This window comes from Arthrobacter sp. N199823 (assembly GCF_002929705.1).
Taxonomy (GTDB): Bacteria; Actinomycetota; Actinomycetes; order Actinomycetales; family Micrococcaceae; genus Specibacter.
Map to the genome: position 1 here is coordinate 242,039 of NZ_PJIN01000005.1, position 24,878 is coordinate 266,916.

Genomic DNA, 24,878 nt, shown 5'->3' on the forward strand with positions numbered 1-24,878 from the left:
GTTAAGGGGCCGCTAGTTTTCCGCCAGCGCGGAGGTGATGAGCGCCTTCAAGGTGCCCTTCTCGGCAACGCCGAGGATGCGAGCCGATACGCGGCCCTTCTTATCCAACACCAGCGTGGTGGGGACGGCAGCCGGGGGCACATACTTCGTCATGGCCAACAGGACACCGCCGTCCTTGTCCGCAACGCTGGGGTACGTGAGCCCAAAGTTGCGCTCAAAAGCTTCGGCGGCGGCCTTGTCATCGCGCACGTTGATGCCCAGGAATTCAACACCTTGGGCCTTGAAGTCCGTGTGCAGCACCTGCATGTCAGGTGCCTCAATGCGGCAAGGAGCACAGGCTGCGTACCAAAAATTGAGCACCGCGACCTTGCCGGTGAAATCCGCGGCGGCCACCTTTGTACCGTCATACAGGGTGCCCTGGAAATCCACGGCGTCCTTACGGTCAGTGGCACCGTATTCGGTGACGGAGCCGTCACCGGCAATGTAGTTCTTGTTGTCGCCGGCGTTGGCTTGCTTCGCCAACGGGTCCTCACTGGTGCAGGCGGCCAGCACGGCAGTCAGTGCGGCACCACCGGCCACAAGGAGTGTTCTACGGCTCATCGAAGAAGTCACGGAGCAGGTCTTTCGGTTCATGGGAGGCCATTGAGCAGACGCAGAAATGGCATTATGTTCTACGCTACGTCGAATAGCTGATGATCAGCTGTGTGCGTTAGGCGCCCGGAGTGGTCGCGGCGCCGGGCAAAAGTGCCGCCGCCGGCTCGCTGTAGCTCACGTCCACAATGTCATCGCCGTCGAACGTTATGGACGTCAGCGACGCCAAGGTGCATTCGCGGTTGCGCGGGTCATGCCAAAGGCGTTTGCCCTCGGCGCTGCGTCGCGTGGAGAAGATGGGCAGCTGGTGGCTGACCATGATGGCCTGTGCGCCGTCGCCGCCAATCTCGAATGCACGACGGCGGGCATCACGTGCCGCTTCAAGCATGCGGTCCGCTTGGGCTTGGTACGCCTCACCCCAGGAGGGCTTGAAGGGGTTCACAAAGTAAGGCCAGTGCTTGGTCTTGCGCAGCTCCGCCTTGCTCATGACCAATCCCTCGAAGTGGTTCTCCGCTTCGATGATGCGTGGGTCAGTCACAATCTCCAGGCCCAGCGCCTCGGCCGTGGGCTGCGCTGTCTCTTGGGCGCGGGTCAATGGAGAGGCCACCAAATAAACCGGGGCGTCGCCGCTGTTCTTCAAAGCAGCAAAGTGCTCCGCAACCATCACTGCCATGGCGCGCCCGCGCTCGGAGAGGTGGAACTCAGGGAGCCGGCCGTAGAGGACGCCATCGGGGTTAAAAACCTCGCCGTGGCGCAGAAGATGAACAGTTACTCGGGACATGTTTCCCAGTTTCTCAAAGTTAGTTGGTTTGGGGTTAATCCGCCGCTGCTAAAGTTTTTTTGAAACACGGGAATATTAGATGCAAACGCATGCTTATACCTGTCGAAGGCCAACCACAGCGGATGTCCTGCTCTTGCTTCATACACTATTTCAAGGAGTTCCACATGTCAGTAACCACCATTGAATCAGCCGGTCTTGCCCAGGGCATCTGGAACCTCGACGCCTCTCACAGCACGGTTGGCTTCGTTGTCCGCCACGCAGGCATCTCCAAGGTCCGCGGGCAGTTCACCGAAATCGAAGGCGCCCTGACCCTCGGCGAGACCCTTGCCGAGTCCTCCGTATCCGCAACGATCCAGTCCGCTAGCTTTAGCTCAGGCGACGAAGGCCGAGACGGTCACGTCAAGAGCGCCGACTTCTTCGACGTCGAAACCTTCCCCACCCTCTCCTTCGTTTCCTCGGCTGTCTCCGGCGACGCTGAGGACTTCGAGCTCACCGGCGAGCTGACCATCCGCGGCATCTCCAAGACCGTGACGTTCAAGGGCGAATTCAACGGCGTTGCCGTTGATCCGTTCGGCGCAACCCGCGCAGGCTTCGAAGCCAAGACAGTCATTAGCCGCAAGGAATTCGGCCTGACCTGGAACGCTGCCCTCGAAGCCGGCGGCGTGCTGGTTTCCGACAAGGTCACCATCACCTTGGACGTAGCATTCGTGAAGTCTGCATAACGTACCCCCACAGCATTATTGGCCTCTTGTAGAGGCGCACAAATGCCGGTCCGCCACCATGGCGGGCCGGCATTTGTGCGACCTGCGTCATTTATATACAAGGCACTACGGGCCAGCTAGGGTTCTAGCTATGAGCACACCGAATGAGTTCGAAGGTCCCGAGCAAACCGGCTCTCAACCATCCGATGACGGCCATGGTTCCCAGCCCAACCTTTCACCTACCACAAGGCCGGGTTACCAAGGTGGCCCGGCTCAGCCGCCGCCTGTGAACGTGCCACCTTGCTATCAGCCGCCAGCTGACTACCAGCCGTATCAACAACCCGGATATCAGCCTTCCAGCGATCAGCAATACCAGCCGTATCAGCAGTACCAGCAACCCAACCAGCCCACTTCCGCCGGCCAGTCGAGCAACCAATCGGGCGGTCGCTCCGGCAATGAGTTCAAATTTGAAATGCCCAAAGACATGCCACACTCCGTCAAAGAAGTTCTGCCTGCGGGCGGGTTCGCCGGCATTTTCAAGATGGATGGGCTGCCGCAGCTCTTGAAGATCAGCTACATCATGTGGCTGGTGGCTGCTGGGATCTGGGCCCTGATCAGTCTGGCGTTGTTGGTGACATCGCTGATCGCCTTGGGTACCGCCGATGACCCCTTTGGGTTTGGTGCCGCGGTTCGCGCTGCTGGGGCCAGGGGAATTGTTGTGGCGCTGATTTCATTTGTGCTGACTGCTGCCATTGTGGCGTGCGCCATGAAACTCAAAGAGGGCTTGCAGTGGGCACGCATGGCCTTGTCGGTCCTAGCGATCTTGAGCATCGTCATGATGTTCTTCGGTGGCGGTGGCGGATTGCTAGCAGTGGTGGCCGCCGTTCTGATGTGGCTTCCTGAATCGAGCGCTTGGTTCAACTCACGTTCGGCAAACAATCAGTACTGAGCGGCTATGCCTTGACTCGGAGGCCAACCCGAGCCCAAAGCTTGCCCGTTGTGGGTTGTGGCAGTAGACGCTCGGATGTAACCGTCCGCCCGTAGTGACGTTGCAGCCGGGGCGTCGCAGTAGTGACGAACAGGTAGGTCGCGTAGGGTTTGAGTAACACCCGCCGCGGCCTTCCCCTTGTTCCTACTGGGATTTATTTGGCCGCACTTGGTATTTCTGCCGGACAGCACCGGCACCCAGTGAGAGAGCAGTCGCCATGAGCACCCCCGGTGAAAAGCCGCAAGAACCAGCCCAGCCCGTCCCGGGAAGCTATGGCGAAATCGCCCCAGACGTCCCCCGGTACGGCCAGTACGCTCCGGCCGGGTGGGAACCGCCACAGGACGTCAAAGATGCCCAGGCGGCCAACACTCCCCCCTCAGCGTTGGCCCCGGCCGCAGCCTATCCCGGCTTTCAGGGCGCTGCGTCTGGTGTTCCGGGCGGTCCCGCTGGTGCCGCACATGCGTCCTTGGACCAGCTGGCAGCGCCGAAGCAGGTATCCCTGGCCGTGCGCCTGATCAAGCTTGCCGGCATCATGCAGGCCGTGTCTGCACTGGCCTTGATTTTCGTGATGTTTGTCCCTGCGGGCAAGGCGATCATGGTTGAAGCCCTGAACACTGCCATGGCTGACAACCCAGCGTTCACGGAACTCTCTGCTGATCCGGCCCTCATCAACACAGTGGTGTACATGGCATTTGTTTTGAGTGTGGCACTCGCGGTGGTTTATTTTTGGCTGGCCGCGAAAATTCGGCGTGGCGCCAATTGGGCGAGGACAACAGCTTTGGTGCTGGCCTGCGTCTCGCTTCTGGCGTTGCTCCAGGCGAGCCCGCTGAGCATTCTTCAGGTGGGGTTGGGCGTAGTCGCCGTCATCATCTTGTTCCGCTCCCCTGCCAAGGAGTTTTTCCTGGCGCACAAGGCAGCCAAGAGCTCCATCAAACGCTGAGCAACCTGCGGGTGTGAGCGCCTAGGCGCCGGGGCGGTCTTCTTCCAGCCCCGGCACCTGCTGCCGCTGCGCGTGGTAGGCAAGAATCTGCAGCTCCGTGGCCATGTCCACTTTGCGCAAGTTCACGTCGTCGGAGACCGTCAGGGCAATCGGGGCGAAACTCAAGATGCTGCGCACGCCGGCGGAGACCACCCTGTCGCAGACGGTTTGTGCCACGGCGGCTGGCAATGCCAGGACAACCATGTTGGCGCGGGTGGTTTCAAGCACCTTTTCAAGGTTTTCAACATCGCTGACACGTAGCCAGCCAATTTCCGTGCCCACCACCATTTGGTCGGCATCCAGCACAGCCACCACATCGAAGCCGCGCGACTCAAAGCCGGCATACCGGGCCAAGGCCCGTCCCAAGTTACCGGCACCGACGATCGCAACGCGCCATTCGTGGGTCAAGCCGAGCGCTTGGGCAATTTTGCGGCTCAAGTTGGCCACGTCGTAGCCCACGCCGCGGGTTCCATAGGACCCCAAATAGGAAAGATCTTTGCGAACGTTGGCGGATCCCACGCCTGCGGATTCGGCCAGCGCCTCCGAGGAAACACTCTCGGTTCCCTCTGCCAGCAAGGCGTTGAGGGTGCGCAGGTACAGGGTCAGCCTGGACACGGTGGCAGGAGGTAGCCGTCGAGCCGGCTCAACTGCCGGTTCCTCCGCGGACTGCGCTGGGATCACATCACCACTCCACATTCTCAAAACTCAGGCCGCGACTGGCTGCTGAACACGTGTCCGCAAGGTCCGCGTCGGCCTTCATCCACTGTATTGCGTGCCGGGGCCAGCACCAAAAGTCCTGGACGGGTTCCGCTGCCGGGGGAAAGCCGAGGGAAAAGAGTGCCCGCTGCGTCCAGACAGCGCCAAGGCAACAGGAGCCCGTCCAGGCAGCGCCAGGGCACATCCGGCAGAGGCCCTGCCAGAGTCCACTTAATTCCCTGTGAGGGATTTACTGAGGATGGTGCCGAGACGAATCGGATCAATGTGCCAAAAATCGCGTTGGATTCCGTTGACCAAGACCACAGGAATTTCTTCCCCGTAGAGCTCCGTCAGCTCGGGGTGATCTTCCAGGCGCAGCTCGGTCCACCGCAGCTGCAGTTGCCCCGCCACTGTGGACACCACCTCGCGGGCGTTCTCGCACAAATGACAGCCTGATCGAGTCACCAGCTGCAAGAGCGGCACTTTGGGAGAGCTAAGGGATTGCGTAGGGTCAGGTGCAACAGATTCCATAGCTACTACGGTACTCAACAGAAGAACTCAGCTGGCACCACCTGCCGTGACACACCGGGCAGAGCTGCGCAACCAGATAACGCACTAAGGACCGCGGCCCTGGGACGGACCCTGAAGGCCAACGAAAAACTTACCTTCGCGCACCAATGAAAGTTTCCCCACAGTTAACCGCCGCAACCAGTGGCGTGCAGGCACTGGGTGGAAGCATTGACTAGACTCGTTCCATGCTCGACGTGACTACCAACAGTGCCGAGGCCACCTCGAGCGCTGCACCACACCACGGCGAGGCAGCCTTCTTTGACGTGGACAACACCCTGATGAAGGGTGCCAGCCTGTTCCATGTGGCCCGCAAGATGTACCAAAAGCGCGCCTTCACGCTGCACGATGTTGCCGGATTCGCCTGGAAGCAGGCCAAATTCATCCTGCGTGGCGAAAACATGAATGACGTCCACTCCGTGCAGGACTCTGCGCAAAAACTGGCTGCCGGGATCAGTACCGAATTCATCCGCCAACTCGGCGAAGAGGTCTATGACGAGATGATCGTCTCCAAGATCTGGCCCGGCACCAAAGCACTTACTCAGGAGCACCTCAAGTCAGGCCGCCAGGTGTGGCTGGTCACCGCCACCCCGGTAGAAGTTGCCGCAGTCATTGCCTCCCGGCTGCATCTGACGGGGGCCTTGGGCACCGTCGCCGAGAGCGAGGACGGCATCTACACGGGCCATCTTGTGGGCGAGATCCTGCATGGGGCCGCCAAGGGGCGCGCCATTGAAGCCCTGGCGCTCACCGAGGGCCTGGATCTGTCCCGTTGCTGGGCGTACAGCGATTCCTACAACGACATCCCCCTGCTGACCGCCGTGGGCAATCCCATAGCCATCAATCCGGATGCGAAGCTGCGCAAGCATGCCCGGGACAACAACTGGCCCATCTACGACTACCGCTCAGGACGGCGTGCGGCCACGCTAGGGCTCAAGGCGGCCACGGTCGCCGGAGGAGTCTACGGGCTCTGGAAGGGCGTCTCCATGGTCCGCAAGCGCTAACTCAGCGCTGAGCGGCCACCTGGGTGCCGCCGTCGTGCATGAAAAAAGCACCCGGCCACCAAAAGGTGAACGGGTGCTTTTTGCGAAGAACGAAGCTTTACTTCTTATTGCGACGCTGGTGACGCGTCTTGCGAAGCTGCTTGCGGTGCTTCTTCTTGGACATCCGCTTGCGGCGCTTCTTAACTACTGAACCCATGAAAGTTCCTCACAAACTGCATAGAACAGCCTCGGTTGAGGCCGTAAACGATTAGGTCGACCGATCTCAGGAATCGGTCAAAGCCGAAAATGGATCTTTCCTAGGGTACCGCCTTTACCCTGCATGCGCCGAACTGGGAGGTCCTTGCGTCTTTGTGCGATCAACCACGGCGGACCGCAGGAAACTCTCGACGGCGTTTGCGGGGACCCGATATGACCTTCCGAAACGCACTGCGGGCAGCTCGCCGGCGTGCACCATCCGGTAGACGGTCATCTTCGAAACGCGCATGAGCTCGGCAACTTCTTGAACCGTCAAGAAGTTCACATCGGAGAAATTTTGCTCCTGCATCATGGTTGCCTCAGTATTCACTTTCCATCACAATGGCGTCTGCTGGTGGCGGACACCTTCTGCCTTAAGCCCTAACTCTAGGGGCAGAAGACGGTTTCGGGGTAGTCATTGCCGCCGTATGACGCCCGTATCAGGCTCAGGCGGAGGCTACATTATTGCGGCGCGAGCGTGAGGCGTCGGCCAACTTGGCCAACACCTCCGCAGTGACCTCCCAGTCCATGCAGGCATCCGTGACGCTCTGGCCGTACACCAGCTCAGCCGTGCCCGCGGCAACCTCGTCCACGTCCAGGCGCTGTGCCCCGCCCACTAAGAAACTTTCCAACATGACACCGGCAATGGTGTGCGCCGAGGCATCCTCGGATTCGAGCTGGGCACCAATTTCCAGGGCCACCTCGGCTTGACGGTGGTGACTTTTGCCCGAATTGGCATGGCTGGCGTCCACAATGAGGCGCGGATTAACGCCCTGGGCGGCGGCCTCGGCGGAAGCCTGCGCCACATCGGCAGCCTTGTAGTTTGGCCCCTTGCGACCGCCGCGCAAGATCACATGGGTGTCCTGGTTGCCGGCCGTGCTGACCAGTGAGGCGCGGCCTTCACCGTCAATGCCAAGAAAAGTCTGTGCCGCGCTGGCCGCGTTGCAGGCATCGAGGGAAACCTGCAGATCGCCGTCGGTGCCGTTCTTGAAGCCAACCGGCATGGACAGCCCCGAAGTGAGCTGGCGGTGAATCTGGCTTTCAGTGGTGCGCGCCCCAATGGCACCCCAAGAGATCAGCTCGGCCGTGTACTGCGGGCTGATCGGTTCCAGGAATTCGGTGCCCGTGGGCAGGCCCAGGGCCGCCACCTGCAGCAGGAAGTCGCGCGCCATTTCCAGACCCGTGGCTACATCGTGGCTGCCGTCCAGGGCCGGATCGTTGATCAGGCCCTTCCAGCCCACGGTTGTCCGCGGCTTTTCGAAGTACGCACGCATCACGATCAGCAGGTCTTCCTCGTGCTCCTTGGCCGTCTGCGCCAGGCGGCGGGCGTATTCCAAACCAGCCTTGGTGTCATGGATGGAGCACGGCCCCACCACCACCAGCAAGCGGTCATCGAGGCCGTCCATGATGGCCCGGACCTGGTCACGGCCACGTTCGACGACGTTGCTGGCGTGTGCGTCAAGCGGCAGCTTTTCTGCCAGTCGGGACGGGGACGGCAGTTCGGTGAATTGGCTGACCCGTAGGTTGGCTGTGGACTTGGCTGTGGTGTTGGTACGGATGGGCTCGGTGACTGCGAAGATGCTCATGGGAAGAATTTTCCTTTGAATCGGGCTGTCAGCGAGCCCCTTTTCAGAAACCCGCCGGAAATGGCGAAGGACAGAGAAAAATGCTCTCTGTCCTGTTGGCTCTGAAGGTTGGATGCGTGTCAGTTAGACGCGGGCTCCTCCAGAGCCAACGAAAAATACGCATACCAACGGTTTGTCATGCCAACACCATAACCCCAAATTTATTCGCTCAGCAAATTGGCCACGTAATGAAGCTGCCGCAGCCACTGGTGCTCCTGGCCGCCTTCGTGATTGTTAAAGCGGTAATACTCCATCTCCTTGGTTGGTGCCTCTGCCGCTGTGGCGCCGTAGGCGTTGAAGGAGCCGTAGACGGTTGAAGGTGGGCAGACATCGTCCTGCCCGGCCGCTGAATACAGTGCCGGGGCGGTGCAGCGGCGGGCGAGGTGGACGCCGTCGTAATAATTGAGCACCTCAAGGATGGGCTCGTAGTCGTGGCGGTGGCGTTTGAGGAAGGCGGCAATTTCCGGGTAGGGCCCGCGCGCGGCGATGTCGATGGAGCGGGGGAAGTCCTGCAGGAAGGGGACGTCGGGCATGACGGCGATGACGCCGTCGATCCTGCCGGCGGCGAGCCCCGCAGCGGCGATGGTCAGGCCGCCTCCCTGGCTGATGCCTGTCAGGATGACCTTGTTTTCGTCGACCTCGGTGGAGGCCTGGGCGGCCTCGATGGCGCGGAAAGCGTCAACGTACGCGCGGCGGTAGTAGTAGTCCTCGCGGCTGGTGATGCCGCGTGTCATGAAGCCTGGCTGGGCCACCTCACCGGCGGAGGCGTGCGGGTCTGCGGTGTCACCGAGGAGCCCGCCGTAGCCCTGGCCGCGCGTGTCCATGATGAAGTGGGCGTAGCCGGCCTGCGCCCAGGCGGTGTCCTGCTGGACCAGTCCGCGGCCGCCGGAATAGCCGATGTATTGGACGACCACCGGCAGCCGTTGGTCCGGTGTGCGGTTTGCCGGCAGGTGCAACCAGCCCTTGATGGGGGCCCCGCCGAAGCCGTTGAAGGACACGTCGAAGCTGTCAATGACGGGGAGCAAGTTCTCGACAGGCGTGAAGCTGACGTCCAGCGGGAATTCGCGGGCTTCGGCGATCGTGGCATCCCAGAAGACGTCAAAGTCCAGGGGCTCGTCAAGTACTGCTGCGTAGCTGCGCAGTTTCTCCGGGGGCAGGTCGAAAAGCGGCAAGGTCAGATTCCGTTCAGTCTGGGGCCGGTGGACACCCGGCAAAATATCTACTGGGGACATCCTAAGACCTGCTGGCCACACGGTAGCGCGACACACCCGCCGGTGGCAGGCAGCGGACACACTTGGGCCCACAACGGCAGTAATCTAGGGAAGAAGGCTGCCTGCCATAATGCAGGCCCGCCGCTCGATTCGAGACCCGGAACCTAAGCTTATTGTTGAGAGGCCAGCCGTGCAGGATCATGACGACATTGCTTCAGAGGCATCCCCCGCACGCTCAAGGCCCGCAGGGACCAAGCCGGCAACAATCCGTGAGGTCGCCGCACTGGCTGGAGTTTCACATCAGACAGTCTCCAGGTTCCTGAACCAGGACACCGCCATCCGCGCCGCCTCCGTGGAGAAGATCAAACAGGCCATGGCGGCACTGCATTACTCACCAAATCTTGCAGCACGTGCACTGCGGTCCCAGCGCAAATACCGGGTGGTCGTCATGGCTCCGGATGTTTCACAGTACTTTCCCATCAACGTCCTCAGCCGGGCTGCCGAAACCGCCCAGCTCGCGGGCTATCGGGTGGACTTGATGGCGTTGGAGGGCACAGCCGAAGAACGCATGGCAAGGATGGAAACAATGTTGGCCGGGGATGACCTGGCCGGGGTCTTGTCATTCTTTCCCCTGCCCGCCGAAATTACCGCGGATGCGGCGATTACCGGACGCGTGCCGATCGTGGTGTCCGGTTCTTATGACGGCAAAATGCGCGCCAGCGGAAGCTTCGCCGACGGCACCGCAATCTTGCAGATTGTGAAGTACTTGCATGACTTGGGACATCGAGATTTTTTCCATGTGGCCGGACCCGCGGAGTGGAGCTCAGCAAGCAATAGAATGATTGCCTACGAAAAGGCAATAGCGGATCTTGGCGTGAGATCGCACGGGATGGCGCGAGGGGATTGGAGCGCCGAATCAGGCTACCGCGCCGCCACGCAGGTCCTCTCTTATGCTGACGTGAGCGCTGTTGTCGTGGCCAATGACCAGATGGCAATGGGTTTGATGAGGGCACTGCATGAAAACGGAATTGACGTCCCCGGGGCCATGAGTGTCTTCGGCTGGGACGACATGGCGGAGGCCAGGTATTTTGTCCCTTCGCTCTCCACCGTCCGCATGGATCTGGCAGCCCAGGGCGCAGCGGGAATGTCTCGACTAATCGCACTTATCCGAGGCGAGGAGCCACAGCCGGAGCTGCTACTGGCGCCCAAGATGGAACTGGTGTTCCGTGAGTCGTGCGCACCTGCGAGGGCGTCCCCCACCACGGGCACGCAGGCACCGCCCAAGTAACGAACACAAAGGGGCCGGGGTGGTTGCGGATGGTGAACCATCCGCAACCACCCCGGCCCCTTTGTGCCGAGAACCAGCGTGCCAAGAATCTGCTGAAATTACTTGATGCCGGTGGTGGCGATGCCCTTGATGAGGAAACGCTGGCCGAACAGGAAGATCAGGAACACCGGGAGCAGGGAGACGATTGACATCGCGAACAGCGAGCCCCAGCTGGTGCCTGCCTGCGAGTCAACGAAGGCACGCAGGGCGACTGGGACTGTGAACATGTCCGGATCCGTCAGGTAGATCAGTGCGCCGAAGAAGTCGTTCCAGGTCCAGATGAACGTGAAGATCGTGGTCGTTGCCAGGGCCGGAACCATGAGCGGCAGGATTACGCGCAAGAAGATGCGCGGGTGGCCGGCACCATCGATGCGGGCCGCCTCGTCCAGGTCCTTGGGGATGCCGCGAATGAACTGCACCATCAGGAACACGAAGAACGCGTCGGTGGCCAGCAGCTTCGGCACGATCAACGGCCAGAATGTGTTGACCCAGCCGATCTGGGAGAACAGCACGTACTGCGGGACGATGACCACGTGGAAGGGCAGCATGATGGTCAGCAGCATGATGCCGAAGAACAGCTTGCTGGCGGTGAATTTCAGCCGGGCAAAGGCGTAGGCAGCCATCGAGCAGGAAATCAGGTTGCCCAAGATTGAACCGATCACCACGATCGCCGAGTTGAGCATGTAGTGCCCGAACGGATGCGTCAGCGCGGACCAGCCGCTGCTGTAGTTGCTCATGTCCAGCCCGTTGAGCCACAGTCCGGGATCCTTGAAGATCAGTTCGTCCGGGCGTACGGAGGAAACCACCATCCACAACAGCGGATATATCATGACAGCGCCACTGACAATAAGGATCAGGTGCTTGAAGAGTGCCCGGCCGCGGGCCCTGCGGCTAAACGCCAGGGAGCCCATGGATTCACGCTTCGTACTCTTCTTGCGCGGCGCATCCGGCGGCGTGGCTTTTACGGCGGACCGGGAGACGGATTTCAGGTTAGTCATCGTAAAACACCCAATACTTAGACGCGACGAAGTTGATGGCGGTGAAGACGCCGATGATGACCAGCAACACCCATGCCATGGCGGAGGCATAACCCATGTCGAACTGGCCGAAGCCCTTTTGGTACAGGTACAGGGTGAAGAACATGGTCGAGTCGGAGGGACCGCCGCTGCCGCCCGAGACGATGAACGCCTGGGTGAAGGACTGGAACGCACCGATGATTTGCAGCACCAGGTTGAAGAAGATGATGGGGCTCAACAGCGGGATGGTGATCTTGATGAATTTCTGCCACGCGGAGGCACCATCAACATTGGCTGCCTCGTAGTACATGACGGGGATCTGGCGCAGGCCGGCCAGGAAGATGATCATCGGCGCACCAAACGTCCACACGTGCAGCAAGATGATGGAACCCAGGGCCGTGCTCGGGTCCGAGATCCAGCCCGGCCCCTGAATGCCAACCATGGCAAGGACTTGGTTGACCAGCCCCGTGGTGCCGAAAATCTGCTTCCACAAAATGGCAATGGCCACGGAACCGCCCAAGAGGGACGGCAGGTAGAACACTGACCGGTAGAACGGCAGTCCCCGGATGCCCTTGTCCAGGACCAGCGCAATCAACAGCGCCACAGCCAACTGGATCGGCACACCCACCAAAACATAGGTGAATGTCACCCCCAGGGAGTTATGCAACCGTGTATCGCCAAGCATCCGGGTGAAGTTTTCCAACCCTATCCAGTTCGGCGACTGCAACAAGTTGTAGTCAGTGAAGGACAGGTAGAGGGAAGCCAACATCGGCCCCACAGTAATGAATAGCAGCCCGATCAGCCACGGCAGCAAGAATATGTAGGCCGCCTTATTGTCGCGGCCCTCATCTTTCTTCTCAGCGGCAGTCTTCGGGGTGGTGCGGCGTTTCATCTTGGAAAGTTCGCCCAATGCGCTCATGCCCGAACCTCCTTTGGCGTTGTCCCGGCGTCTGACATGTGTTCAACGCCGGCGCCGATGCCGTGGTCATGAACCAACATGCGAACCTCCTATGGTTGCGGGGGCGGGATAATTTTGGCGGACTCTTTCGAATCCTGAATCGTGACTGTTGGCAGCTGATGCGGCCGGATGGACCGGCCGCAACACGAGACCTACACCACATTGTCACTTTGACTTATTCCAAAGTAAACGTTTTCTTGACTTCTGTACAGCCCATTTCAAATATTTCAGAAAGCGCTTTCTCAATCTGTTGGCTAAGTGGCTGCTCCCACCGCAGCAACAGCAACGTTTCCGGCCCCCCAGGTCTGCAGCAACCCGCACATCCCAAGGGCGCGCTCCGATCCGGCCAGCCGGGCCCTTACTGTGGCCGCGTGTTCGAAATGGGGGAACTCACCGCGCTCCAACCCGGCCAGCCAGGCTTCCGTTGCCGTGGTCTGAGCGGCCACAGATTCCTCCCAGGTGTGGCGCCACTGGGGCACCCGGCCCTTGATCAGAGCCACCGCTTGTTCGTGGAACTGCGCCAGCGGCTCCAAATTCCCTGCGAGCGCCGCCTCCTTCAAGCGCCTGTAACCAGCCAACGCAGCATTGCACCGGGCCGCCACCGCAGCGAGTAGTTCCTCCGCCCCGGCACCATTCGCTGGCAGCCCGGCGGCCAGCGCATAACGCACAGGATCGCTGAGGGTTTCCGGGGAAAATGTCATGACAGCGTCACCTGCCTCCGGCAGTCCCGCATTTTGCATGACGACAAGCAGGTCCAGCCCTCGGGAGTTGATAAGACGGTGGATGGTCCCCGGGCTGAACCACAACAGGTCCCCCACAGCCAAGTCATGCACTGCGAAGCCCCCTGCGGAAAGTGTTTCCACCTGCCCCGTTCCGCCCACCACCAGGTACGCCTCGGTGGACGCCGTGTGCATGTGGGGTGTTCCACCGGGCGGTTCTCCCCCAGCTTCCCAGTCATAGACGGCGAGCCGTGTCAGCGCAGTGCCACCCGGGAAGATGGGCAGGGGAATCTCCTGGGTCATGCCGGCACCGCTGCCTGTTCCAGTGCCTCGACGGCGGCCCCGGCCAGCTCGGCCAGTCGTTCCGCTTCAGAACCGCCGTCGGCAATCACCACGGCATAGCGGTTGCGCATGGTGGCACCGGCCGCGAAGTTGACCTCTTCCGAAAAGAACGGTGCCGGCCCCATGCACGCAAACGGCTCAGAACGGGCGAACCACTGGGGCGGATGCTGGGCATTGCCGCTGTCATCAACCATGAGAACTGTGGACACCGCCTCCGTTTCATCGTGTTGGCCGATGAAGGCCAACCACGCCGCTCGAGTTCCCCTGAGTGCCTCGCCTGTCGCGCCACCCGGACCCACAATTGTGCCTCCGGTGAAGGACCTGGGCCCGCGCCAGAATAGCCCGCCGTACCCCGCGTTTTCCCGCCCCTCGGTGGTGGGTGAGCCGATGTTGATGTCCCTGCCGGAAACGTTGTCCATGCTGGTGTCGAAGATAAGAGTCCACGCCCCTTCTCCGGGAACGACGCTAAATTTGCGAGTTTCCCCAACCACAAGGTCTCCGCCCTGCGTCACCCAGTGCAGTCGGTGGGCGAACGTAAAACTCCCATTGGATACTGCGCACTCAAGAATTTCTAGGTGGTCCATTCGGCCATTGTTGGGCAGCCACTGGTAGTCCTTGTCTCTCCTGTAACTGGGTCCTCCCCAAAAATTGTCCGGGCCAAAGTGCGGCAGGGACCAGGCCACGCCTTTGTGCCACAGGTGGTCGTGCGGCCGGTACACGGTGACATTGCTGCCATCAGGAGTACGCAGGGGATAAAAGTACGGCCGCGGCGATTCTTTCTGGGCGTCAGGGGCCCAGAAGACGTAGCTGGCCACGGTTGTGCCGTTGAGGGTTATTGTGACGGCACAGTCGGTAAGGGTCCAGTCAAGTGCTGGGACTGTGGTTCCAAGTGTGTTGTTACCTGCGGCATTCATGCGGTTTTCACTTCCTGCTTCCATGGGTCCAAACGGCCGTCCATGCGGCCGAAGAAGGGGTTTTGGTTGTCGATCTCGCCCCGGGCGATTGTGCGTCCGCCGATGCTGGAGGCATAGATGGCTGCTGCCAGCTCCATTGTCGGCAGTGCCTCGCGAAGCGAGACCGGGGCCAGCGTCCCAGAGCTCAGGCTTTCGGCAATCACGGCATATTGGGCACCATGACCGCTGGGCTGATTTTCGCCGTCGTCCCAAAGTGCCAGCAGGTGCTCATGGCCAGGGGCTGGCGTGAGCTTCCAGTTTTTCTCGCCATAGCCGTAGAGGTGTTCCAGTTCCAGGGTGGCATTCTCGAAGTCGAGCCTGATGACAGAAGTTTCCCGAGGCGAGATGACGGAGTTGATGACTGTCGCCAAGGCGCCCGATTCAAACTGCACAACGGCTGCCGAGACATCTTCGGTATCGGTTTTACGGGCCAGTTTCGAGGCGAACGCACTCACCTGCGACCATGGTCCCCACAGGTGCAGCAGCAGGTCAAATTGGTGGATGCCATGCCCCATGGTCGGCCCGCCGCCTTCCACGTCCCACAGGCCACGCCACGGCACATCAAAGTAGGCCTGATTGCGAAACCACAAGGTGTTGCAGACGCCAACCAGCGGACGTCCGAGCGCCCCGGATTCCCGCAAGGTGGCCAGGCGCTTGACCGCTGAACTGAAGCGATGCTGGAATATGCAACTGACACTGCCGGTCGACAGATCTTCAGCGGCCTGCAGTTCGTGTATCTGTGCCAGAGACATGGCGGGCGGCTTTTCAACCACCACGTTCAGGTCCAGGGCCAAGGCCTCCAGTGCCAGTGGCATGTGGCTTGACGGTGGTGTGCAGATGACGACCAGGTCCACCCGACCCGCTTCCAACGCCTGCCCCATGGAAGCGGCGATATGCGGGATTCCCCATTTTTCTGCGAACTGGCTCGCTTGGCCTGGATTAATATCGATGGCCGCGACCAATGCCAGCCCCGGTTGCCCGGAGATGGCCGCCGCATGCGCATTTGCGATCCCACCAGTTCCTACGATCGCGACGTTGAATGGTCCCGGCCTGCGGGCTGAATCAGTGGAAATAATACTTGTCATGGTCATTTCTTGATGGAGTCGGATAGTTCTTTGATGAATGCCGGGGCCGCGGCTTCAGGGGTGACACGCTCAAAAAGGATGTCCGAGGCGTAGCGGGCAAGTATCGCATCGATGGCACTTCCCCCCGCAGGGGTGATGGGAGGCGCCGGACGCACCTCATCGGCGATGGCGTCGGTATATTCGATCGCCAATCTTCCCGTGGCGTCCACTTTGTCGGCGATGGCCGCACGCACCACATTGTTGGCAGGAACGCCGCGTTCGGCAAGCAACAGGTCGCCGGACGCCTGATCGTTCACCAAGTAGTTGAGGAATATTTGGGCTGCTTCCTGATTTTTAGTGCGCGCAGAGACAGACCAAAACATGGAGGACTTGTATTAGGCTCCCCGCTCCACGGCCTGACTCTCTCCTGGCAGGCGCAGCAATTTCAAGTCCTCGCCATGGGCTCCGGCGAAGGCCACCAACTGGGTATTCCACATGGCAGTCAACCCCATCTTGCCGGTAGCCATGGGAGTCTGGTCGAGGGCCGCTGTGGATGCTTCGATAAACGCGGAGGGCTTGCCAGTAGCTCCAGTTTGCGATGCTGTGAGGAGTCTTCGCCAGAACGACGCCAAAGTTTCTGGCTTAATGACCACATTGCCATCATCGTCATACAACCGATCCCCGTGCTGGCGTGCCCAAATATACAAGTCGCCATCGGTGGTGCCGATGCCCACACCCATGGTGCCTGGAATCTTCTTGCCGATCTCTCGGCCAAGTTCCAGATAGTCGTCCCAGCTCCATGTTGTGTCGTCAGGCAGTTCAACCTCGGCTTCCTTCAACACGTTGAGGTTCGCGGCAATGGCCAGCGTGCCAATGCCTGCCACAAGACCAACGAGTTTCCCGTCAACTTCACCTGTGTTCAAGGTGATCGGGTCGTAGTCCTTGGTCTGCAGGTCCTTGATCTGCTTTAGGTCAAAAAGCGCCCCGCGGTCCCCGTACTCGCGCACATATTTTTCATCCATTTGGATAATGTCCGGGGAGTCATTGGCAGCCACTTGGGTGGCAAGCTTGTCCCAGTATCCGCTCCAGTCGCTGTACTCGCCCTTGACGGTGATATTCGGGTGGGCGGCATTGAAGTTCTCAATAATCTTCTCTGTGAGCTTGTGCCGAACATCCCCTCCCCACCAGGCAAAGCGCAATGTCACAGGCCCGTCCGCAGCGCCGCCCTGGCCGCAGGCTGTCAGCCCGACTGCAGCACTGGCAGCCAGCACTGACAATTTGAGATAAGTACGTCTGTCTGTCGTGAAATTCATGACTTTGCCCTTCATGGCAGTTGCAACTTCATCGTTGCTCTTGTCCTTAAAAACACTGAGAATGTGATCGTTCACACAAGTATTGTGAACGGTCACTTTTTTGTCAATAGCCCGCACCCCCAGCGCCCTGCACTCAACTTGACGACCGATGCGGCGAATCATCTCATCCTAATAACAATGGGTAAGCGCTTTCTTGACGTGCGCCAGTCCCTTTGCTAGGTTTCGAGAAAGCGTTTTCTGTGACCGGAGCCACAATGGCTCGATGGACGGAAACGCAACCATGAGAGGTTGGACAATGGTGTTTCGGCTCAAGAAAACAACACTTCTTGCAACATCGGCCCTTACAGCGGCAGCGTTGCTACTCACCGGATGCGGGGCCACCAGCTCCCCCGAGAAGGAGGGGACAGCGGCCGATCCGGTGACCATTCGCTTCGCATGGTGGGGCAACGACGCCCGCGCCAAGGCCACCTTTGACGTCATCAAGGCCTTCGAAGCCGAAAACCCCGGCATCAAGGTCAAGGGTGAGAATACCGAATTCAGCTCTTACTGGGACAAGATGGCCACCCAGGTTGCCGGCGGTGACACCCCGGACGTATTGGCCATGAGCGGCTCCTACCCCAGCGAGTACTCCAGCCGCGGGGTCTTGCTGGATCTGGACACGCTCAAGGACCCAATCGACACCTCCAAATTCGCACCGGGCACGGTCGAACTGGGCCAGATCGACGGCAAGCAGTACACCATCACGGCAGGTGTGAACTCGATGTCGATGGTCCTTGACCCCGCAGTCTTCAAGGCGGCCGGCGTCGAACTTCCCGACGACGAGACATGGACCTGGGATGAATACCAGGACATTGCCACCAAGATCACCGAGAACTCCCCCAAGGGCACCTTCGGCACCACGCCCATGGCCAACGACTCCTTCTTCGCAGTCTGGGCCCGTCAGGGCGGGGAACCCCTATATGCCGACGACGGAAAACAGCTGGGCATCAGCGAGGCCCGCGTGACCGAATGGCTGCAAATGAACTTGGATCTGCAAAAATCCGGTGCCTCCCCGGGCGCCTCCCAGGTGGTCGAGGACGTATCGGCACAGCCGGAGCAGACACTCATTGGCCAAGGCAAGCAAGGCATGAAGGTCTCCTGGAGCAACCAGATGAATTCCTATTCAGGCAATGAACTTCTCATGGTGAAGATGCCGGGCGAAACCCCCACCGGCGGCGCATGGCTGCGTTCCTCCATGGAGTACGGCATCTCGGCCAAGTCAGAAAACACGGCGGCCGCCGCAAAGTTCGTCAGCTTCCTGGTCAACAGCGAGGAAGCCGGAAAGCTGATCAAGAGTGACCGCGGCATGCCCGCCAACGTTGATGTCCGCGCCACTGTCCTCCCACTGCTGAAGGACAACCAGAAAAAGGAAGCCGCGTACCTTGACCGCATCGCGGAGATGAAGCTGACCCCGCCGCTGCCGTTCCCGGCCGGATCCTCGGCAACCATGGAAGTGTTGAACCGCAACATGACAGATGTTCTCTTCGAAAAGACGACTCCGGCCGAGGCCGCCAAGAAGTTCATCGACGAAGTCAACCTGAACCTGGCCAAGTAGCGTTCCAACCGCCCCACATTGCCGGGCACCTGATCCTTCAGGTGCCCGGCCTTTTCACCGAAAGGCAACTCCGTGGATCACTCCGCGCGGCCCAGCGCCATCCCCGGCTACGAGGACTGGCCCGCCCATGTCCGTTCCCACCGTCCCTCGGACGTCCCGTCGCGGTCAGGCGCACTGGCCGGCGTGCTGGGCGTCCCCGCTCCCCCTGCCGAGATTTCCGTCGTTGTCGATTGGGAGGACACGCACGACGGCGTCACCACCTCCGCGATCAGCTGGCAGTTGGGCTTTGGGCCGCGCACGCAGGCCTGGCGGGTGACGCCGGCCGGCGCAACCGGACAGCTGCCGGGGATACTTGCCCTGCACTGCCACGGCGGCAACAAATACACTGGCGCAAGCAGGCTGGTGGAGTTCCCACCGGGACGCTCGGAGCCGGATACTGAGACCGACCCTCGGAGACACGATCTTTATGGCGGCCGCGCTCTTGCATCGGAGCTGGCTAGGGACGGTTTTGCCGTGCTGGCGCATGACGCTTTTTCCTGGGGCAGCCGCCGCTTCGATCTGGACACGCCGCCGTGGCGGACTGCCGACGCACTTGCTGGCCGCCACGCCCAATGGCGGGAAGCCGGCCGGACGCCCGGAACTGCCGAACGCTACAATGCCGCCGCCGCCTTCCACGAGGACACGGTGGCCAAGGCTGCGGGGCTGGCGGGAACCAGCCTGGCCGGCACCGTGGCCCACGACGACCTCGCCGCCCTCCAAGTGCTGGCATCCCTGCCCGGCATCGACCCCGAGCGGCTGGGGTGTCTGGGATTTTCCGGCGGCGGCGGACGCGCCGTCGTGCTGGCCGCACTGTCCCCGGCGATCCGCAGCTATGTGGTCACGGCCATGATGACCACCTTTGAATCACTGTTTCCCTCGTATCTGGATGCCCATTCCTGGCTGCTGCAGACGCCCGGACTTGCCCGGCTTGGCGAGTGGCCGGAGCTGACGGGGCTCTCGGAAGCCGGCCAATTCCTGGTTCAGTACGGCCTCGAGGATCCCCTGTTTCCGGCCGACGGCATGCGTGACGCCAACAGGATGCTCGACGATCTGCACGCCACCGGCCGCTACAAAGGCAGCTTTTGGCCCGGCGGCCATGAGTTCACGGTTCCCATGCAGGCGGAAGCGTTCGCGTTCCTACGCGAGTCCCTTACCCCTGCTGCTCTCCCCACCCCCGAAAGGTTTCCCCAGTGACCCCGTCAGCAACATCCGTGACAGCAACGTCGTCAACAGCAGCACCGGCGACAGCACCCACGGCCGCGGCATCAACTGCGACCGCCCGGCACTTCAAGGTAACCTTGACCGGCGTCGAACTTGCTGAGAATCAGAAGCCCGCGCAGGGCCCGAGCGTGGAGGCGTTCTGCCCGCCGGAACTTGCTGGCCACCCCGTCTTCATGGTCCTGCCCGGCGGCGCCTACCACCAGCATGCCGAGCATGAGGGCCGTGACGTGGCGCTGTGGCTCAACTCGCTGGGCCTGAACGCCGCGGTCCTGGCGTACAGCGTTGCCGAGGACGTGCCGGCGGACGCCCTGCACCCGGCACCGCTGCGGGATGCCCGGGCGGTGCTTGCCTGGTTGCGCGGCGGCGAATCCGGGTTTTCCGTGGATACCTCCAGGATCGGGGTCATGGGATTCTCCGCCGGCGGGCATCTTGCCGCCACACTGTCCACGGGGGTCGACGCCAGCGCCGGGCCCGCCTTGGACCGGCCAGACCTTGCGGTGCTCGCCTACCCGGTGATTTCCATGGTCTCCCACTGCCACGAGGGATCGGTTGAGGCACTGTTGGGCCCGGCGCCCGCCCTATCCCAACGCCGAGCCCTCTCTGCCGACCAAGCCGTGGACGCGGCAACGCCCCCGACATTCTTGTGGCACACCGCCGACGACGACGCGGTGCCAGTGGAGAACTCGCTGTCCCACGCGGGAGCCCTGGCCCGCCACGGCGTGCCCTTTGCGCTTCATGTCTTCCCCCAGGGCCGGCATGGCCTGGGTCTGGCAGTCAATGAGCCTGGTCCCGGCAGGCATCCGGCAGCCGACTGGTCCCGGCTGTGCCAGAACTGGCTTGACGGGCGGGGCTGGCTGGACGGCTGGCCCGCCTAGCCCCTGGCACCTCCCGCCCATCACGAAAAACTCTACGTATCCCATCCCGATCCGAAAGAAGGCACCATGAACTCCACGATCAATAGACGCCAGTTCGGCCAACTCCTGCTCGGCACTGCCGCGGTGGGTCTCTTCGCCACTGCCTGTGGCAACAAACAGGGCACATCCGCCGACGGCAAGGTCACACTTGGTTTCGCCTGGTGGGGCAACGAGTTCCTCAACGCCCAAACCAATGAGGTGTCGGCAGCATTTGTGAAGGCACACCCCGCAGTCACAGTCGACCCCCGTCCTGGCGACTGGGGCAGCTACTGGGACAAGCTCGCCACCGTCACAGCCGGCAAGGACTCCCCCGATATCATCCAGATGGACCAGAAATACATTGCCGAATACGGGGGCCGGGGAGCCCTCATGGATCTTGCCACGTTGGAGGTGGACACATCCAAGCTGGACAAGGAGGCGCTGGCCACCGGACAGTACGCCGGCAAGCAGTACGGCTTCAGCACAGGCCAAAACGCCCTGGTGGTCATGGCCAACACCGCAGTGTTCAAGGAGGCAGGCGTGGAGCTGCCCGATGACCTCACTTGGACCTGGGACGACTATACAAAACTGGCAGCCTCGATCACCGCTGCCGGCGAGGGCAAGCTTTATGGTGCGTCGTACGGAAACAACGAGTCAAGCCTGATCATCTGGCTGGGCCAGCACGGCGAACAGCTGTACACCACGGATGGGAAACTCGGCTTCAAACCGGAGACGGCCGCCACGTTCTGGGAGCAGCTCAAGCTCCAGCGGGATGAGAAGTCCAGCCCTCCGGCCAGCATCCACAGCGAGGACGCCTCGGCCAGCCTGGAGAACAGCCTGTTTGGCACCAACTGCCTGGCCATGGGCTGGAGCTGGACTAACCAGCTGGCGTCACTGGAAAGCGCCACCGGCAGCGAAATCAAGATGCTCCGCTCCCCCAGCCTGAGCGGATCCGCCGCCGAAAATGGCATGTACTACAAGCCCACCATGTACTGGTCCATCTCCTCCCAGTCCAGGAATCCAGAGGAAGCGGCCACGTTTGTTGACTTCCTGCTCAACAATGTCGACGCCGGAAAAATCCTGATGACCGACCGTGGCATTCCCACCAACAGCGAGGTGCTGGCCGCCATCACCCCCGAGCTGAAGCCTTCCGATGCCACAGTGGTGAAGTTCTTGGCAGACATCAAGGCTGACATCAACCAGGCTCCGTCCATACCTCCTGTCGGCGCCAGCGGCGTACAGGACGCGATCATCCGCTGTACCACCGATGTGCTCTTCGGCAAGGTTTCTCCGGAGCAGGCCGCCACCGCCTTCACCACCGAGGTTCAGGGAATGTTGGACGCCGCCCGCAAGTAACCAACAGCCCCAATTGTTGGCTGGATCACAATAACGTAAGGTACGATGAGAAAACGCTTTCTCATGGACTGAAAGGGCCATCATGCCATTGCTCGCCTCACCACTGGAAGATTTCGAACGCATCACCGCCGGCAGCCGGATTGAATGGGTCAAGCTGTCCTCCGTGACCCTGCCGCTGGCTGTCCCCGTCAGCGACGCCAAGGTCTTCACGGGCCGCCAACGGCCCATGACAGAGGTCATTTTCCTGTTCACCGAACTCCGCACCGCGGATGGTGGGGAAGGAATTGGCTTCAGCTACTCGAAGCGCGCCGGTGGACCCGGGCAGTTTGCCCACGCCCGGGAAATTGCCGGGGAACTGCTGGGCGAGGACGCGAACGACATCCAGCGGCTGTGGACCAAACTGGCCTGGGCCGGAGCATCAGTGGGCCGGTCGGGTCTGGCAATCCAGGCCATCGCCTCCATGGACATTGCACTGTGGGACCTGAAGGCCAAGCGAGCCAACCTTCCGCTGGCCAAGTTGCTCGGTGCCCACCGGGACTCCGTCCGCTGCTACAACACCTCCGGCGGATTCCTGCACACGCCGCTGGAACAGGTCTTGGACAATGCCGATGCAACCGTGGCGAACGGGATCGGCGGCATCAAGATCAAGGTGGGCCACCCCGACGCCAAAGTGGACCTTGCCCGCGTGGCAGCCGTCCACGAACGGCTCGGCGACTCGGTCCCGCTCATGGTTGACGCCAACCAGCAATGGGACCGGGCAACGGCCCAGCGCATGGGCCGCATCTTCGAGGCCTACAACCTCGCCTGGATCGAGGAACCGCTTGACGCCTACGATGCCGAGGGGCACGCGGCCCTAGCCGCCTCCCTCGACACCCCCATCGCCACGGGTGAGATGTTGGCCAGCGTGGCCGAACACGCGGCATTGATCAGGCACAAGGCCGCGGACATCATTCAGCCTGATGCCCCGCGGATCGGCGGGATCACCCAGTTCCTGAAATTGGCGGCACTGGCCGACCACAACGGGCTCGATCTGGCCCCGCACTTTGCCATGGAGATCCACTTGCACCTGGCCGCCGCCTACCCGCGCGAACCCTGGGTGGAACACTTTGACTGGCTGGAGCCGCTGTTCAACGAACGGCTGGAAACCAAAGCCGGGCGCATGCTCGTCCCCAATCGCCCAGGCCTGGGCATCACACTCACCGACCAGGCCCGTGCCTGGACCACGGCCACAGCAGAATTTGGCACTCCGGGCAGGGCCTAAGAGTTATTGCGGCGGTAGCAACGCCGCCACCAAAAGCTGCCTCCAACAGCCGCACACCACGAACACCTTCCCACAGCAGTCACCGTCGATTGGACCCAACTATGTCATTCCTCGCCAACCACACGTCAGAATCCACTTCCGGCGCCGGACTTTCCCGCCGCGGCTTCCACCGCCTGTTCGGCGCCGCCGCGGCAGCAACCACTGTGTCCCTGGCACTGACCGCCTGCGGCTCAGACGCGCCCGCAACCAACGCCGACGGCCAGGCGGAGATCCGCTTCGGCTGGTGGGGCTCGGATGGCCGCGTCAAGGTGACAACCGCAGCCATTGCCGCCTTCGAAACCGAAAATCCAAAGATCAAGGTCAAGCCTGAGTACGGCGACTGGAGCGGCTACTGGGACAAGTTGGCCACCCAGACGGCAGGCAACGACGCCCCCGACGTCATCCAGATGGACGAAAAATACATTGCCGAATACGCTTCTCGCGGCGCGCTCCTTGACCTCTCCAAATACAAGGTGGACACCACCAACCTGGTTGCCGACGTCCTCAAGGCCGGACAGAGCGATGCCGGCCTGACAGGCATCCCGGCAGGCATCAATGCGGCCACGATCATCGCCAACCCCAAGGTGTTTGAAGCCGCGGGCGTGCCCATGCCTGATGACCAGACGTGGACATGGGAGGACTACAAGCGCATTTCCGCGGAAATCACTGAAAAGTCCGAGGCCGGCATCACCGGGTCCACGGCCTACAGCGCCGACCAGGCATCCCTGAACGTCTGGCTGCGCCAGAACGGCAAGGAGTTTTACTCCACGGACGGCAAGCTCGGATTTGAGTCGGCGGATCTGGAAAGCTGGCTGGCATTCCTCATTGAACTGGCCGAAGCCAAGGCAATCCCACCAGCGTCCACTGTCATCGAAGAGCAGGCCGCCCCGCTTGACCAGAGCGCCACGGCCACCGGAAAGGCAGCCATGTCCTTCTGGTGGTCCAACCAGCTCCCCGCATTGGAGAATGCCGCAGGCACAGAGTTGACGATCCTGAACTACCCGTCGAAAACCGGAACCTCCGCCGACGCCAAGCTTTGGTACAAGCCTTCACAATTCTGGTCGGCATCAGCACGCACCAAGAACCCCGAAGCCGCCGCAGCGCTGATCGACTTCCTGGCCAACAGCACCGCCGCCGGCGAAGCCCTGCTGGCCGACCGCGGTGTCCCCACGAGCACTGTGGTCCGTGCCGCCGTGGCGGACAAGATGACACCAGCCGACGTCAAGGTCATCGAGTTCATCGACGGGATCAAGGACAAGCTCGGCCCGGTCCCGCCCGCCGTCCCCAAAGGCGCCGGCGCCATGGAGGACATCATCAAGCGCTACGCATCCGAGGTCATGTTCACGCGCCAGACCCCTTCCGATGCCGCCAAGAAGGCCGTTGATGAAATGACCGCAGCCCTCGGCTAA

26 protein-coding genes are annotated in these 24,878 nt (G+C 61.4%); 11 read left to right on the top strand and 15 right to left on the bottom strand.

Going from position 1 to position 24,878, the window contains the following annotated elements; translation table 11 throughout:
* Positions 1-12 precede the first annotated feature (12 nt).
* Positions 13-600: a TlpA disulfide reductase family protein gene (locus CXQ93_RS13095; protein WP_104110870.1), complete on the bottom strand. Its 588-nt coding sequence runs from the start codon at positions 598-600 to the stop codon at positions 13-15.
* 109 nt (positions 601-709) lie between these two features.
* Complete coding sequence (locus tag CXQ93_RS13100) at positions 710-1,372, bottom strand: histidine phosphatase family protein (protein WP_104110871.1); 663 nt, start codon at positions 1,370-1,372, stop codon at positions 710-712.
* A gap of 164 nt (positions 1,373-1,536) precedes the next feature.
* Between CXQ93_RS13100 and CXQ93_RS13105 the strand changes: the two genes are divergently transcribed.
* The 3 genes from CXQ93_RS13105 (at position 1,537) to CXQ93_RS13115 (ending at position 4,001) form a co-directional block, all read left to right on the top strand.
* Positions 1,537-2,094 (top strand): YceI family protein, encoded by a 558-nt coding sequence (locus tag CXQ93_RS13105; RefSeq protein WP_104110872.1) that lies wholly within the window; start codon positions 1,537-1,539, stop codon positions 2,092-2,094.
* Between the two features lie 130 nt (positions 2,095-2,224).
* Entirely contained in the window at positions 2,225-3,022 is a 798-nt protein-coding gene (locus CXQ93_RS13110; RefSeq protein WP_104110873.1) for a hypothetical protein, read from the top strand.
* Between the two features lie 256 nt (positions 3,023-3,278).
* Positions 3,279-4,001 (top strand): hypothetical protein, encoded by a 723-nt coding sequence (locus tag CXQ93_RS13115; protein ID WP_104110874.1) that lies wholly within the window; start codon positions 3,279-3,281, stop codon positions 3,999-4,001.
* Positions 4,002-4,022: 21 nt separating this feature from the next.
* Here CXQ93_RS13115 and CXQ93_RS13120 read toward each other — a convergent pair whose 3' ends face one another.
* Positions 4,023-4,721: a redox-sensing transcriptional repressor Rex gene (locus CXQ93_RS13120; protein ID WP_258068994.1), complete on the bottom strand. Its 699-nt coding sequence runs from the start codon at positions 4,719-4,721 to the stop codon at positions 4,023-4,025.
* Positions 4,722-4,967: 246 nt separating this feature from the next.
* A complete protein-coding gene (locus CXQ93_RS13125; protein ID WP_104110876.1) occupies positions 4,968-5,267 on the bottom strand; it encodes a glutaredoxin family protein in 300 nt (99 codons plus the stop codon).
* A gap of 224 nt (positions 5,268-5,491) precedes the next feature.
* Here CXQ93_RS13125 and CXQ93_RS13130 point away from each other — a divergent pair, with 224 nt between their 5' ends.
* Positions 5,492-6,304, top strand: coding sequence for an HAD family phosphatase (locus CXQ93_RS13130; protein WP_104110877.1), 813 nt, complete (start codon positions 5,492-5,494; stop codon positions 6,302-6,304).
* A gap of 97 nt (positions 6,305-6,401) precedes the next feature.
* Here CXQ93_RS13130 and CXQ93_RS13135 read toward each other — a convergent pair whose 3' ends face one another.
* The 4 genes from CXQ93_RS13135 to CXQ93_RS13150 form a co-directional block, all read right to left on the bottom strand.
* Entirely contained in the window at positions 6,402-6,500 is a 99-nt protein-coding gene (locus tag CXQ93_RS13135) for a 30S ribosomal protein bS22 (RefSeq protein ID WP_074712200.1), read from the bottom strand.
* Positions 6,501-6,614: 114 nt separating this feature from the next.
* Positions 6,615-6,851, bottom strand: a complete 237-nt coding sequence (locus CXQ93_RS13140; RefSeq protein ID WP_104110878.1) for a helix-turn-helix domain-containing protein — start codon at positions 6,849-6,851, stop codon at positions 6,615-6,617.
* A 133-nt stretch (positions 6,852-6,984) separates the two neighbouring features.
* Complete coding sequence (locus CXQ93_RS13145) at positions 6,985-8,124, bottom strand: 3-deoxy-7-phosphoheptulonate synthase (protein WP_104110879.1); 1,140 nt, start codon at positions 8,122-8,124, stop codon at positions 6,985-6,987.
* 200 nt (positions 8,125-8,324) lie between these two features.
* A complete protein-coding gene (locus tag CXQ93_RS13150) occupies positions 8,325-9,335 on the bottom strand; it encodes an acetylxylan esterase (protein ID WP_104110880.1) in 1,011 nt (336 codons plus the stop codon).
* 229 nt (positions 9,336-9,564) lie between these two features.
* Here CXQ93_RS13150 and CXQ93_RS13155 point away from each other — a divergent pair, with 229 nt between their 5' ends.
* Positions 9,565-10,662: a LacI family DNA-binding transcriptional regulator gene (locus CXQ93_RS13155; RefSeq protein WP_181036153.1), complete on the top strand. Its 1,098-nt coding sequence runs from the start codon at positions 9,565-9,567 to the stop codon at positions 10,660-10,662.
* 98 nt (positions 10,663-10,760) lie between these two features.
* On the opposite strand, the gene CXQ93_RS13160 is transcribed toward CXQ93_RS13155, so the two are convergent.
* From CXQ93_RS13160 to CXQ93_RS13190, 7 genes are all read right to left on the bottom strand, one after another.
* Positions 10,761-11,612 carry a carbohydrate ABC transporter permease gene (locus CXQ93_RS13160; RefSeq protein WP_374953410.1) on the bottom strand — a complete coding sequence of 284 codons (852 nt, stop codon included), beginning with the start codon at positions 11,610-11,612 and terminating at the stop codon, positions 10,761-10,763.
* 79 nt (positions 11,613-11,691) lie between these two features.
* On the bottom strand, positions 11,692-12,636 hold the full coding sequence (locus CXQ93_RS13165; RefSeq protein WP_104110883.1) for a carbohydrate ABC transporter permease: 945 nt from the start codon (positions 12,634-12,636) through the stop codon (positions 11,692-11,694).
* 293 nt (positions 12,637-12,929) lie between these two features.
* A complete protein-coding gene (locus CXQ93_RS13170) occupies positions 12,930-13,697 on the bottom strand; it encodes a cupin domain-containing protein (protein WP_104110884.1) in 768 nt (255 codons plus the stop codon).
* The gene (locus CXQ93_RS13175) at positions 13,694-14,650 is read right to left on the bottom strand and encodes a PmoA family protein (protein WP_104110885.1); all 957 of its coding nucleotides are present in this window, start codon (positions 14,648-14,650) and stop codon (positions 13,694-13,696) included. Before CXQ93_RS13175 ends, CXQ93_RS13170 begins: the two co-directional genes overlap by 4 nt.
* Entirely contained in the window at positions 14,647-15,774 is a 1,128-nt protein-coding gene (locus CXQ93_RS13180) for a Gfo/Idh/MocA family protein (protein WP_104110886.1), read from the bottom strand. Before CXQ93_RS13180 ends, CXQ93_RS13175 begins: the two co-directional genes overlap by 4 nt.
* Before the next feature lie 2 nt (positions 15,775-15,776).
* A complete protein-coding gene (locus CXQ93_RS13185) occupies positions 15,777-16,136 on the bottom strand; it encodes a hypothetical protein (protein WP_104110887.1) in 360 nt (119 codons plus the stop codon).
* 12 nt (positions 16,137-16,148) lie between these two features.
* Entirely contained in the window at positions 16,149-17,141 is a 993-nt protein-coding gene (locus CXQ93_RS13190) for an ABC transporter substrate-binding protein (RefSeq protein WP_181036154.1), read from the bottom strand.
* 187 nt (positions 17,142-17,328) lie between these two features.
* On the opposite strand from CXQ93_RS13190, the gene CXQ93_RS13195 reads away from it, so the two are divergent.
* The 6 genes from CXQ93_RS13195 to CXQ93_RS13220 all read left to right on the top strand — a co-directional run bounded on the left by CXQ93_RS13195 (position 17,329) and on the right by CXQ93_RS13220 (position 24,878).
* A complete protein-coding gene (locus CXQ93_RS13195; protein WP_308470625.1) occupies positions 17,329-18,660 on the top strand; it encodes a sugar ABC transporter substrate-binding protein in 1,332 nt (443 codons plus the stop codon).
* 72 nt (positions 18,661-18,732) lie between these two features.
* On the top strand, positions 18,733-19,893 hold the full coding sequence (locus CXQ93_RS13200; RefSeq protein WP_104110890.1) for an acetylxylan esterase: 1,161 nt from the start codon (positions 18,733-18,735) through the stop codon (positions 19,891-19,893).
* Positions 19,890-20,795: an alpha/beta hydrolase gene (locus CXQ93_RS13205; RefSeq protein WP_258068995.1), complete on the top strand. Its 906-nt coding sequence runs from the start codon at positions 19,890-19,892 to the stop codon at positions 20,793-20,795. Before CXQ93_RS13200 ends, CXQ93_RS13205 begins: the two co-directional genes overlap by 4 nt.
* Before the next feature lie 66 nt (positions 20,796-20,861).
* Positions 20,862-22,169 carry an ABC transporter substrate-binding protein gene (locus tag CXQ93_RS13210; protein WP_104110891.1) on the top strand — a complete coding sequence of 436 codons (1,308 nt, stop codon included), beginning with the start codon at positions 20,862-20,864 and terminating at the stop codon, positions 22,167-22,169.
* A gap of 82 nt (positions 22,170-22,251) precedes the next feature.
* A complete protein-coding gene (locus CXQ93_RS13215; RefSeq protein ID WP_104110892.1) occupies positions 22,252-23,430 on the top strand; it encodes a mandelate racemase/muconate lactonizing enzyme family protein in 1,179 nt (392 codons plus the stop codon).
* 101 nt (positions 23,431-23,531) lie between these two features.
* Positions 23,532-24,878, top strand: a complete 1,347-nt coding sequence (locus CXQ93_RS13220) for an ABC transporter substrate-binding protein (protein ID WP_104110893.1) — start codon at positions 23,532-23,534, stop codon at positions 24,876-24,878.